This window comes from Pseudomonas sp. Cab53 (assembly GCF_018325965.1).
GTDB lineage: Bacteria > Pseudomonadota > Gammaproteobacteria > Pseudomonadales > Pseudomonadaceae > Aquipseudomonas > Aquipseudomonas chlororaphis_E.
In genome coordinates, this window is the sequence record NZ_AP021902.1 from 3416829 (window position 1) to 3429763 (window position 12935).

Annotated in this window: 10 protein-coding genes; 1 reads left to right on the forward strand and 9 read right to left on the reverse strand. The window is 63.4% G+C overall.

Annotated features, from left to right (window positions below; all coding sequences use genetic code 11):
• Positions 1-40 precede the first annotated feature (40 nt).
• The 8 genes from KI241_RS14745 to KI241_RS14780 form a co-directional block, all read right to left on the reverse strand.
• Entirely contained in the window at positions 41-2416 is a 2376-nt protein-coding gene (locus tag KI241_RS14745; RefSeq protein WP_047738801.1) for an RND family transporter, read from the reverse strand.
• Between the two features lie 43 nt (positions 2417-2459).
• Positions 2460-3512, reverse strand: coding sequence for a YCF48-related protein (locus KI241_RS14750; RefSeq protein ID WP_212802650.1), 1053 nt, complete (start codon positions 3510-3512; stop codon positions 2460-2462).
• Between the two features lie 356 nt (positions 3513-3868).
• A complete protein-coding gene (gene pepN, locus KI241_RS14755) occupies positions 3869-6526 on the reverse strand; it encodes an aminopeptidase N (RefSeq protein ID WP_212802651.1) in 2658 nt (885 codons plus the stop codon).
• 13 nt (positions 6527-6539) lie between these two features.
• Positions 6540-7370, reverse strand: coding sequence for a DUF2797 domain-containing protein (locus KI241_RS14760; RefSeq protein WP_212802652.1), 831 nt, complete (start codon positions 7368-7370; stop codon positions 6540-6542).
• A complete protein-coding gene (locus KI241_RS14765) occupies positions 7367-7627 on the reverse strand; it encodes a DUF1315 family protein (RefSeq protein ID WP_042729992.1) in 261 nt (86 codons plus the stop codon). Before KI241_RS14765 ends, KI241_RS14760 begins: the two co-directional genes overlap by 4 nt.
• An 83-nt stretch (positions 7628-7710) precedes the next feature.
• A complete protein-coding gene (locus KI241_RS14770; protein WP_212802653.1) occupies positions 7711-8586 on the reverse strand; it encodes a rhomboid family intramembrane serine protease in 876 nt (291 codons plus the stop codon).
• The gene (locus KI241_RS14775) at positions 8583-9557 is read right to left on the reverse strand and encodes a metallophosphoesterase (RefSeq protein ID WP_185057668.1); all 975 of its coding nucleotides are present in this window, start codon (positions 9555-9557) and stop codon (positions 8583-8585) included. Before KI241_RS14775 ends, KI241_RS14770 begins: the two co-directional genes overlap by 4 nt.
• Positions 9554-10444 carry an NAD(+) kinase gene (locus KI241_RS14780; RefSeq protein WP_003180647.1) on the reverse strand — a complete coding sequence of 297 codons (891 nt, stop codon included), beginning with the start codon at positions 10442-10444 and terminating at the stop codon, positions 9554-9556. Before KI241_RS14780 ends, KI241_RS14775 begins: the two co-directional genes overlap by 4 nt.
• Before the next feature lie 105 nt (positions 10445-10549).
• On the opposite strand from KI241_RS14780, the gene KI241_RS14785 reads away from it, so the two are divergent.
• Positions 10550-11515 carry a DUF1853 family protein gene (locus KI241_RS14785; RefSeq protein WP_212802654.1) on the forward strand — a complete coding sequence of 322 codons (966 nt, stop codon included), beginning with the start codon at positions 10550-10552 and terminating at the stop codon, positions 11513-11515.
• A gap of 130 nt (positions 11516-11645) precedes the next feature.
• On the opposite strand, the gene KI241_RS14790 is transcribed toward KI241_RS14785, so the two are convergent.
• Positions 11646-12929, reverse strand: a complete 1284-nt coding sequence (locus tag KI241_RS14790) for an arsenic transporter (RefSeq protein WP_042729988.1) — start codon at positions 12927-12929, stop codon at positions 11646-11648.
• Positions 12930-12935: the final 6 nt, after the last annotated feature.

Here is a 12935-nt window from a genome sequence, read left to right on the forward strand (position 1 = left end):
AAATCCCCTCGCCACAGGGGTCTGCGCCAGCCTTGATCCATCAATGGGCAAACAACGAATTGCCCTTCTGCCCCGCCAGTTTTTCCGGCTTGATCAGGAATCGCGCCAGTGCCGGCAGCAGCCACAGCGCACCGAACATGTTCCACAACAGCATGAACGTCAGCATCAGGCCCATGTCGGCCTGGAACTTGATGGCCGAGAAGATCCAGGTGCACACGCCGATGGCCAGGCACAGGCCGGTGAACAGGACGGCTTTACCGGTGGACTTGAGCGTCTGGTAGTACGCTTCCTGCAACGGCAACCCGGCCCGCAGGAAGCTTTCCAGGCGGCTGTAGATGTAGATGCCGTAGTCCACGCCAATCCCCACGCCCAACGCCACCACCGGCAGGGTCGCGACCTTCACACCGATGCCCATGAACGCCATCAGCGCGTTGCCCAGCACCGAGGTCAGCACCAGCGGCAGCACGATGCACAAGGTCGCCGCCCAGGAGCGGAAGGTGATCATGCACATGGTCGCCACACAGATGTACACCAGGATCAGGATGGTCAGCTCCGACTCCTTGATCACCTCGTTGGTGGCCGCTTCGATGCCGGCGTTACCGGCGGCGAGGATGAACTCCAGGCCATCGCGGTTGTTTTCCTTGGCGAATTCCTGCACCGCCGTGACGGCGCGGTCCAGGGTCTCGGCCTTGTGGTCGTTGAGGAACACCAGCACCGGCGCCAGGGAGCAACTGTTGTTGTACAGACCATCAGCCCGGGCGATGGAGTTGTTCAGCACGTCAGGGTTGCGCGACAGGGTTTCCCACTTCAGGTTGCCCTCGTTCATGCCCTTGATCATCTGCTTGGACACGGTCACCAGGGAAATCGCCGACTGCACGCCCTCGGTGTTCTGCATCTTCCACATCAGCTCGTCGATCGGCGCCATGGCTTCGTAGCGCGAGCAGCCCTCGGCCTTGGTCTTGACCATCACCACCAGCACGTCGGAACTGGTGGAGTAGTTGCTGATGATGAAATTGTTGTCCTGGTTGTAGCGCGAGTCCGGCCGCAGTTCCGGCGCGCCCTGGTCGAGGTCGCCGATCTTCAGGTTCTGGCTGTACCACAGGCCGCCGCCGAAGGCGATCAGGGCCAGGGCAATGGACACCGGCGCGACCTTGGCGCTGGCGAAGTTCGACAGCACACGCCAGAACGGATGCTCGCGGGTCGCGTCCTTCTTGCTGCGCTCGATGGCACGCTTGCTGATGCCGACGTAGGAAATCGCCACGGGCAGCAGGATCAGGTTGGTGAACACGATCACCGCCACGCCGATGGAGGCACCGATGGCCAGCTCGCGGATCACGCCGATGTCGATGATCAGCAGGGTAATGAAGCCGACGGCGTCCGCCAGGATCGCGATCATTCCCGGCAGGAACAGCTGGCGGAACGTGCGCCGCGCGGCGGTCAGGGCGTTGTCCGCCTCGCTGGACTGCAAGGCGATGCCGTTGATCTTCTGCACGCCGTGGGAAATGCCGATGGCAAAGATCAGGAACGGCACCAGCATCGAGTAGGGATCGAGGCCGAAACCGGCGGCGTGCATCAACCCCAGTTGCCAGACCACCGCCACCAGCGTGGTGCTCAGTACCGCAATGGTGCTGCGCATGCAGTGGGTGAACCAGTACAACAGCACCAGGGTGATGACGAAGGCCACGCCGAAGAACATCACCACCATGATCAGGCCATCGATCAGGTCGCCGACCTTCTTGGCGAAACCGACGATGTGGATCTGCACGTTGTGGTTCTGCGCCTCGAACTTGTTGCGGATCTTGTCTTCAAGCTCGTGGGAGAACTTCTGGTAGTCCAGCGCCAGCAACTTGCCCTGGTCCTGCGGGTCCGGGTAGGACTCCAGCAACGGGATGTCGATGATGCTCGACTTGAAATCGTTGGCCACCAGGCGCCCGACCTGGCCGGACTTGAGAACGTTGTTGCGCAGCAGGTCGAGGCTGTCGGCCGAACCGTTGTAGCTCTGGGGAATCACCTCGCCACCGGCAAAGCCCTCCTCCGTCACCTCGGTCCAGCGCACACTCGGGCTCCACAGCGACTTGAGCCCGGAACGGTCGACGCCGGAAATGTAGAACACCTCGTCGTGGATCTGGCGCAGGGTCTCCATGTATTCCTTGGAGAAAATGTCACCGTCGGTGGCTTCCACCGAGATCCGCACGGTATTGCCCAGGTTTGCCAGGTCATTGCGGTGTTCGAGCATCTTCTCGATGAAAGGATGCTTGAGCGGAATCATTTTCTCGAAGCTGGTGGACGGCCGGATCAGCGTGGCCTGCCAGAACAGGAAAAGGCTGACCAGCAGGCAAATGACGATCACTGCCGGGCGGTTATTGAAAATCAGGCGCTCAAGGAACGTCGCCTTGTCTTGGTGATGACTGCTCATGGGGTCCGCCTTCTTGTTTTTGTGCCCGTCGTGCAGGCTCGACTCATTTGCTCAGTTCAGCACCGGTGGCCGTGGTGGCGCGCACGCCGCCTTGCCCCGCCAGGATCAGGTTGCCGTTGCCCGCCGCCGTGACCGCGGCCACGGAAATCCGGTCCGGACGGTTGTACACGCTGAAGCTCACGCCATCGTCGGTGCTACGCACCACGCTGCCGCCGTTGCCGACGATCACGATGGAGCCGTCCGCCAGCAGCGTGCCCCCCGACAGGCCGAACTCCAGGGCGCCGCGGGCGGCCTTGAGTTCGACCTGCTCCCAAGAGCCGCCGAAGTCGGTGGAGCGATAGAGGTTGCCGCGCAAGCCGTAGGCCAGCAGCGTGGAAGGCTGGGCGGTGCCGATGACGCCGAACAGCGAGCCTTCATAGGGGCCTTCGAGCTTTTCCCAGGTCTGGCCCCAATCGCTGGAGCGGAACATGCTGCCGGCCTCGCCCACGATGAACAGGCCGGCGTCTTTCACGGCCGTGATGGCGTTGAGGTGGAACTGGTCTTCGTTGTCGAGGCGGTCGCTGGCGTCTTCCCAGTGCTTGCCGCCGTCGGTGGTTTCGAACAGCGCGCCATAGGCGCCGACGGCGAAGCCATGGCTGGGGTCTTTGAACCAGACGTCCAGCAGCGGCGCTTCGCGCTTGAGTTCTTCGAATTGCTTGGTCCAGGTGCTGCCACCGTCGTCACTGGCCAGGATCTGCGCGTCGTGGCCCACGGCCCAGCCGTGCTTGTCGTCGACGAAAAACACGGCGGTGAGCATCTGGCGGGTCGGCACCTTGGCCTGGGTCCAGGTAGTGCCCTGGTCGTCCGAGTAGACAATGTGGCCCCGGTCGCCAACCGCCACCAGCCGCTGGCCGGCGTGTACCACGTCGAGCATCAGGGTCTTGCTGGCCTTGGCCGATTCGACGGAATAGATGACATCGGTGGTCGACGCCGCAACGGCCATCACCGGCGCCGACAACACGGCAGAGCCCAGCAGCGAGAGCGCCGAAGCCAGCAACGCCACTCTGCGCAGCACCGGCGGGCGACAGCGGCCCACCGCCATGACAGGCTCATTCATAGACCTTTCCCCCATTTATTATTGTTGGTCATTCAACCTTTCAGGGCGCCGTAAGCAACTTGATCGCGGCGCAAACCTGCAATCTAGAGCCACTTCGGAAGCTGACCTATCCTATCGGGCTTTCGAAAGGTCTGACAATCGACGCCACGTTATCTTTTGTTAACCATGGGGAGATCGGCCGAGGGTGAATCAGAAGGTATTCGCGAGGATGATGGATGTGGCGAGGGAGCTTGCTCCCGCTGGAGGCCGAAGGACTCCCTGCCCTGATTCATCCACTGTTTCCAGCGAGACGTGAGTCAGGATCGGGCCTGCTTCGCAGGCCAGCGGGAGCAAGCTCCCTCGCCACGACGGGTGATTTACGCCAGGCTCTTGCTCACCACCTCGAACACATCGCTGGACAGCCCGCCGGAGGCCAGGATGCGCTCCAGTTCGGCCTTCATCAGCGCCTGGCGAGCGCTGTCGTACTTGCGCCAGCGGGTCAGCGGCGCCAACTGGCGCGAGGCGATCTGCGGGTTGAAGCCGTTGAGCTGGATGACCAGGTCGGCCAGGAAGCGATAGCCCGAGCCGTCGGCGGCGTGGAAGTTGATCAGGTTCTGCCCGGCAAACGCGCCGATCAGCGCCCGCACCTTGTTCGGGTTCTTGATATTGAACGCCGGGTGTTCCATCAACGCCTTGACCCGCGCCAGGCCACCGGGCAGCGGGCTGCCGGCCTGGACGCTGAACCATTGGTCCATGACCAGCGGGTTGCCCTTGAAGTTTTCCGCGAACACTTCCAGGGCGCGGGCCTTCTCGGCCTCGAACGGCGAATTGACCAGCACCGCCAGCGCCGTCAGGCGTTCGGTCATGTTGTCGGCGGTGTCGAACTGCTCCAACGTGGCACTCAACACCTGCGGCTTGTCGGTAAGCATCAGGTACGACAGCGCAATGTTCTGCAAGGCGCGCCGGGCGAAATGCTCGGCCTCGGCCACGTACGGCGTACGCCTGGACAGGTCGCGGTTGGCTTCGTAGCGCAGCCACAAGGCCTCGAACAGGCTCTCGGCCAACTGCTGGCGGGCGAACTCGCGGGCGGCGTGGATCGCCTCGACGTCCGCCACTTCGCTGATTTCCGTCAGGTAGGCTTCGCTCGGCAGCGAAAGCATTTCCGCGACCATGGCCTGGTCCAGGGATTCGTCCGACAGCACCGTGCGCAATGCGGTGACCAGGCGCGGGTCCAGCACCAGGCTCGCCCCCTTCTGGTGCTGGCCGATCAACTCCTGCAACACCTGCACCGACAGTTGCTGGCCGGCGTCCCAGCGGTTGAAACCGTCGCTGTCGTGCTGCATCAGGAACATCAACTGGTCGCGGTTGTACGGGAAGCTCAGCTTGACCGGTGCCGAGAAGCCGCGCAGCAGCGATGGCAGCGGTTGTTCGGCGATGTCGACAAAAGTGAAGGTCTGCTCGGCCTCGGTCACCGAGATGACCCGCGACGTGCCGCTCGCGGCGGCTTCACCGGCCAGGCGCAAGGGTATCTCAGCGCCCTGGCGGTCCAGCAGGCCCAGCTCGACGGGAATCACGAACGGCAGTTTTTCCTGCTTGTCCGGAGTTGGCGGGCAGCTTTGGCTGAAGGTCAGGCTGTAGGTACGAGCCGCCGCGTCGTAGGACTCGGTCACGGCCAGCCGTGGCGTACCGGCCTGGCTGTACCAGCGCTTGAACTGGGTCAGGTCGACGCCGTTGGCATCCTCCATGGCCTTGATGAAGTCATCGCAGGTCACGGCCTGGCCGTCGTGGCGCTCGAAGTAAAGGTCGCTGCCCTTGCGGAACCCTTGCGCCCCCAGCAGCGTGTGGATCATGCCGACCACTTCCGAGCCCTTTTCGTACACGGTCAAGGTGTAGAAGTTGGAGATCTCGATAAAGCTGTCCGGACGCACCGGGTGGGCCATGGGGCCGGCGTCTTCGGCGAACTGGTGGGTGCGCAGGTAGGCCACGTCCTGGATGCGCTTGACGGTGGCGGAGTTCATGTCGGCGGAGAAACCGGCGTCGCGGAACACCGTGAAGCCTTCCTTGAGCGACAGCTGGAACCAGTCGCGGCAGGTCACGCGGTTGCCCGACCAGTTGTGGAAGTACTCGTGGGCGACGATCGCCTCGACCCGCTGGTGCGCGGCGTCGGTGGCGGTTTCGGCGCGGGCCAGCACCGCGCTGGAGTTGAAGATGTTCAGGCCCTTGTTTTCCATGGCCCCCATGTTGAAGTCGTTGACCGCGACAATCATGAAGATGTCCAGGTCATACTCGCGGCCATACACCTGCTCGTCCCAGCGCATCGACTTCTTCAGGCTGGTCATGGCGTGCTGGCATTTGTCGATGTTTTCCGGCTCGACATAAATGCGCAGCGCCACGCTGCGCTCGCTCGAGGTGGTGAAGGTGTCTTCGACGCACCACAGGTCACCGGCCACCAGGGCAAACAGATAGGCCGGCTTCTTGAACGGGTCTTCCCAGGTCGCCCAGTGCCGACCGTCTTCGCCAGGACCGCTGGCGATCGGGTTGCCGTTGGACAGCAGCACCGGGTAGCTGTGCTGCTCGGCCACCACGGTGGTGGTGAACTTGCTCATCACGTCCGGGCGGTCGAGGTAATAGGTGATCTTGCGGAAACCCTCGGCCTCGCACTGGGTGCAGAACATGCCGCCGGACTTGTACAGGCCTTCCAGGGCGGTGTTGGTTTCCGGGTGGATCCGGACGGTGGTGTCGACGGTAAAGGCCTGGGCCGTGGGCTGCACGGTCAGGTGACTGTCGTCCAACTGATAGTCACCCGAAGCCAGGTCAGTGTCGTCGAGCTTGATCGAAATCAGCTCCAGGTGCTGACCATCGAGCACCAGCGGCGGCAGGCCGGCACCGCGCTCGGGGTTGCGGCGCATCACCAGTTGCGCATGGACCAGGCTGTGGTCCTCGAACAACTCGAAGGTCAGGTGCGTCTCGTCGATCAGGTACTCGGGCGCCTGATAGTCCTTCAGGTAAATCATCTTCGGTTGTTCGGTGCGCATGGGTCGAATCCTTCTACTGATGCACGGCCAGCTGGTAGGCCGTGTATTTACGAATGTTGATCACGCCAGTGTCGAAAATCAGGTACTGGCCCTTGATCCCCAGCAACGTGCCTTCGGCGATCGGGTCCTTGTCCAGGTTGAAGCTGACGATCTTGGTCGGGTATTGCTCCACCGGATAACGGATCTCGAGGGGTTCGACGTCCGCTATGGTCTGGATCGCCTGCAAGCCGAATCGTTCCTGCAACCCCTGCAATCCCGGGGCGCAGCTTTCAAACAGCGCATCGCGGATCTGCGGCAGGTCCACCGCCACGGCGTCGCCCTTGAGCAAGGCGCGCCAATTGGTCTTGTCCGCCACCTGGCTGCGGAACAGGTCTTCGACAAACCCCGACTGCTGACGGGTGGCGACCCGCAGGATAGGCAACGCCTGGCTCGCGCCCTGGTCCAGCCAGCGGGTCGGCAGTTGGGTGGCACGGGTGATGCCGACCTTCACGCCGGACGAGTTCGCCAGATACACCACATGATCGGTCATGCAAAACTGCTCACCCCATGCCGGCTCGCGGCAGGTGCCCGCCTCGAAATGGCAGCGCTCGGGGCTCATGATGCACACATCGCACTGCGCCAGCTTGGTCATGCACGGGTAGCAATACCCCTGGCTGAAGCTGGTCTTGGTCCGGCGCCCGCAATGGCTGCAATGGATCGCACCGAGGAACTCCAGGCGCACCCTGCTGCCGATCAACGGATTGACCGGCACCTCGAGATCGCCCAGACGCAAGGCATACTGAACGTTCGGCCCGTCAAGGCGCGCCGACATCTTGCTGATTGCACCGCGGCCAATCTCGATCAATGGATGGCGTCCGACTTGAACAGGATGTTCGGCACTTCGTGCGCCTTGGACTGACATTCCTGCGGCCCCATGTAACCGGTGCGCTCTTCTTCGGGCAGGTTCTGGATTTCCCAGGCGATCATCGCCTGCAACGACAACTCGCGCTGTTCGGCGGTGAGTTTGTTGCCATCGGCCCATTTGCCGATCTCCACCGCCAGCTTCAGGCTGCGATAGATGTCGGGGGTGATGTTCTGGATCATTTCGTTGAACGAGGACATGGGTTCTCCGCGCGTTCGTTAGTGACAATAAAGATAAGTGGACTATTGGTCATTCGTGGCGAGCGAGCTCCCTCGCCACAGGATCATGGTCGGGCCATTTTACGGCGAGCGAACAGCCCGCCCAACAAGCCCGTGAAGCAACCGATGAGTAGGCCGCCCACGTGGGCGCCGTTGGCGATTTCTCCGAAACCGACCAGCGAAACCAGCCCGGACATGCACAGCAGCAGCCACCCCAGCATCATCGCCAGGACGCCACGGGGCAGGCGGTAAACCGGATTCGGTGCCAGCCATTGATAAATCCAGCAATGCCCCAGCAGGCCATACAACACGCCGGACAAACCGCCGAACAGTGATGCGCCGCTGACCAGGTACTGGACGAAATTGGACACCAGGCTGAACAGCAGCGTCAGCCCCAACAGATTGATGCCGCCCTGGCGCGCCTCGATCCGCCGCCCCAAATCCCAATACCACAGGCCATTCATGGCAATGTGCAGGAAACCGAAGTGGATCAGCATCGGTGTCACCAGGCGCCACCACTGCCCCGCCGCCAGGCTGTCGGCCAGGGGGGTGAACTGGATGTAGTCACCGGCAACGCGAAATTCGAGGAAGGTCAGCCAACGCAATGCCTGGAGATTCTCGCCCAACAGGGTCACGACACCGACCACCAGGCTCAACAGCAACACCAGGGCGGTCATCGGGCTTCGCGTCAGTTGCTCGACGACGCCCGGCCTTTTCGGCGCAGGGCCGATGGCCGGCAGCTCCAGGGTCTGTTGGGGATCGCCCTGCGGAAAACGGCCATACAGGGTGCGCACATCTTCGCCCATCTCGTCCGGCACCCAGAGCACTTGCTCGCCCGCCTCCTCGCTGACCCGGTGTGGCACCTGCAGGCGTTGCAGCAACGTGACGAAACCGCTCAGGTCCGCTGTCAACGGCAAACGCAACACCGCGACCAGGTTCACGGCATCACCTCAGGCCGCTCGACATCGACCCAGACGAACTTATGCGGGTCCAGGCGGGTTTCCTGGTCGAGCCGGTAGGCCGCCAACTTGCCGTAAAGCACCGCGCTGTAGTCCAGGCACGCCAGGTTCGGACGGATCGGCGCGGGCTTGCCGCTGCGCCAATAGTGGCCGACGAACAACAGGGGTTCATCGATGCCATAGCGCAACAGGTTGTTCTTTTCGTCGGCCGACAATGGCCTGCGCGCCACCGGTTCGGGCAAGGCGTCGGGCTGGAACACGATGTCGCCGTAGGTCTTGGGATCGTCTTCCCAGAACTTGGTGCGGAAGAACGACCGGGTCAGGCCATCGCCACCGGTGAGGGTCATCCCGTGGGGCAGGCGCATGTCGGTGCCGCGCAGCAGGCGATCGAACACCGTGCAGGCGAAGCTGCCCGGTTGCGCCGACGCCTGGAGGAAGTGCTCGTCGACGCAGCCGTCAGGGAACAGGCCGCGCAACGGTTCGATCAGGCCGGCGTCCCAACAGGCGTGCACCACCCGGAACCGGCCCGCGTCGACAAACAGCGGCAATTCATAGAACCACTTGAGGAAGTCATGCCAGTCGCCGGGGTGCTGCTCGAATTGCGTCAGGGTCTCGTGCAGCAGGCGAGCGTGGCGCGGGGTGTGCTCGCGCACGTAGCGCTGGCCGCTGCCGGGCAATGCCGGGGTGCTCCAACCCAGGGCGTTGAATTCGTGGTTGCCCATGATGCACAGCGCCTGGCCGGCCTCGACCATGTCGTGGACGATGTGCAGCGCTTCGCGGATCCGCGGGCCACGGTCGATGATATCGCCCAGGAACACGGCCATGCGCGACGGATGTCGCCAGACCCCGCCCTGCTTGTGATAACCGAGTCGGTCCAGCAGGTGTTCCAGAGTCAGGGCGCATCCGTGCACGTCACCGATCAGATCGTAACTGCGCGCAGGATCGAGCATCAGTCGCCTCCACCTCCGAGCCGACTGCCCCAGCCGAGCTTGGTCCGGCAGACTTCATAGTAATTGTGATCCAGCGGGTGGATCAGGCGCAGCTTCTGCGCTTTCTTGCTGACGGTGATGGTGTCACCCGGCGCGCAGGTGAAATGGTTCTGGCCGTCACAGGACACTTGCGGGTAGATCTGCATATCCTTGGACACGACGATTTTCAGCTCACTGTTGCCATCGACCACGATGGGTCGCCCAGACAAGGTATGGGGGTACATGGGCACAATCACAATAGCGTCGAGCTTGGGGTGCATGATCGGGCCGCCGGCGGACAGCGCGTAGGCCGTGGAACCGGTGGGCGTGGCGACGATCAGGCCGTCGGCCTTCTGGCTGCAGACGAACTGGCCGTCGATGTACAGCTCGAATTCGATCATCCGCGTGGACTTGCCCGGGTGCAGCACCACGTCGTTGAGGGCGTCGCCCTGGCCGATGGCTTCGGCGTGCCGGCGCACCTCGGCTTGCAGCAGGAAACGGTTTTCCACCAGGTAGTGGCCGTCCAGCACCTCGGCGACCTTGATCTCCAGCTCGTCCGGCCGGATATCGGTCAGGAAGCCCAGGCTGCCGCGGTTGATCCCCAGCACCGGGATATTGTGCCGCGCCAGGGCCCGCGCAGCCCCCAGCAGGCTGCCATCACCGCCAACCACGATCACCATGTCACAAACCTCGCCGAGCATCTTGCGCGACGACGTTTGCAAGCCGTGGCCGGGCAACACTTCGGCGATGGTGTCTTCGAGGATCACATGCAGGTGTCGCTCCAGGAGGAAACGTTTGAGACGGCGAACGGTGTCCAACACCTGTGAACTGCCCAGGCGACCGATGATGCCGATATTGCGAAATTGCTCCATGAGGCTCCTGCGAGGGTCTGCGGCGGGCGAAAATCACGATTATGGGCGAAAGCGCTCCATAGACAAAATTCTTTAAGCCTTCGCCGCAGCAGCTATGCTCGCAAAATGATCCTGTTCCCTGAATTACTGGACCTGCCCCGTCGCCTGCGCCACCCCGAGGTGCGCGACCTGGCGTGGGCGCTGCTGGCCCCACCGATGCTCATCGACACGCCCTGGCCCCAGCGCCATCCGCTGACCCGCAGCGATTGGGTGCGAAACCCCGACCGACTGGAACACTGGCTCAGGCAGCTGGACCGCGACAGCTATTCGTTGCTGCAGTGGTTGTCACAGGGACGGACGCGACGCCTGGGGCTGTATTACGAAAGGTTGTGGCAGTTCGCCGTACAGCACGCACCGGGCATCGAACTGATCGCCGCGAACCTGCCGATCCGGCGCGAGGGCCATACGCTGGGGGAACTGGACCTGTTGTTGCGCGACGACGACGGCATTCATCACCTGGAACTGGCGATCAAGCTGTACCTGGGCCCTCAACAGGGCGATGGGCAAGACGCCGCGCAATGGCTGGGCCCGGGCAGCCATGACCGGCTCGACCGTAAACTGGCGCACCTGCGCGAACACCAGTTGCCGATCTCGGCGCGCCCGGAAAGCCGTGAGGCCCTGGCGGCGCTGGGCATCGAACCCTCAGGCGACGAGCGGCTGCACTCCGAACTCTGGCTGGGCGGCTATCTGCTCTACCCCTGGCCGAACCACGCCGAACCACCCTTGGGCGCCCACCCCCGGCATCTGCGCGGCAGTTGGTTGCATCAGCGCGATTGGCCGGCATTCGTTGCCCAACGTCCGCCAGGGCGCTGGCAACCCCTGCCCCGCGCCGCCTGGCTGGCCCCGGCGCATTATCCGGCCGAACAGACCTGGAGCAGCGCACAACTGCAAGCCTGGCGACAGGCCCTGGACCCGATGGCGCCAGCGCAATTGCTGGTGCGCCTGGGGGAAAACAGCGCGGGCGAGTGGGAAGAAGCCGAGCGAGTGTTCCTGGTGGCGGATCTCTGGCCGGCTGTGCCGGGTAATGGCTGAACGTTGCTGTGCCTGGATGGCCGCCTTCGCGGGCAAGCCCGCTCCCACAATGACCGCAGCGTCTGCAATCTTGCTGGCAACCACAAAACCCTGTGGGAGCGGGCTTGCCCGCGAAGGCGGCCACCTCGCTTTAGAAGGACAACCGCACAGCCAGCGCCGCCAACGTCACCAGCAACACCGGTGCCGTCAGCACGATCCCGACCTTGAAGTAATAGCCCCAGCCGATGCGAATGTCCTTGCGTGCCAGTACATGCAGCCAGAGCAAGGTGGCCAGGCTGCCGATCGGGGTGATTTTCGGGCCCAGGTCGCTGCCGATCACGTTGGCGTAGATCATCGCCTCCTTCACCGCCCCGGTGGCCTGGCTGGCGTCGATGGACAAGGCACCGATCAGCACCGTCGGCAGGTTGTTCATCACCGACGACAGCAGCGCCGTCAGCACGCCGGTGCCCATGGCCGCGCCCCATACGCCGTACGCGGCAAAGCTGTCGAGCCAATGGGCGAGATAGCCGGTCAGCCCGGCGTTGCGCAGGCCATAGACCACCAGGTACATGCCGAGGGAGAAGATCACGATCTGCCACGGCGCTTCCTTCATCGCCTTGCGGGTGGAAATCTTGTGTCCGCGGGCCGCCACGCCCAGCAGCAACGCGGCGCACACCGCCGAGATCGCACTGATCGGAATGCCCAGCGGCTCCAGGGCAAAGCAGCCCACCAGCAGGATCACCAGCACCGCCCAACCGGCATAGAACGTCGCCTTGTCGTGGATCGCCGTGGCCGGATCGTCCAGTTGTTGCGGGTCATAATCGCCGGGAATGTCGCGCCGGAAGAACCACAGCAGAATCCCCAGGCTGGCCGCCACGCTCACCAGGTTCACCGGCACCATGACCGCCGCGTAGCGGTTGAAGCCGATGCCGAAAAAGTCTGCCGACACGATGTTCACCAGGTTCGACACCACCAGCGGCAGGCTTGCGGTGTCGGCGATGAAGCCGGCGCCCATCACGAACGCCAGGGTCGCCGCCGGGGAAAAGCGCAGCGCCAGGAGCATCGAGATCACGATCGGCGTCAGGATCAACGCCGCCCCGTCGTTGGCAAACAGCGCCGACACCAGCGCCCCGAGCAACACCATGTAGGCAAACAGCTTGCGCCCGCTGCCCCGACCCCATCGGGCCACGTGCAGGGCCGCCCAGGCGAAGAACCCCGCCTCGTCCAGCAACAGGCTGATGATGATCAACGCGACGAACGTGCCGGTGGCGTTCCAGATGATCTGCCACACCAACGGGATGTCGGCCAGGTGCACCACCCCGCTCAACAGGGCCAACAACGCGCCGAGCGTCGCGCTCCAGCCAACGCCAAGGCCTTTGGGTTGCCAGATCACCAGCGTAATGGTCAGCAGGAAAATCAATGACGCGATGAGCATGCGTTA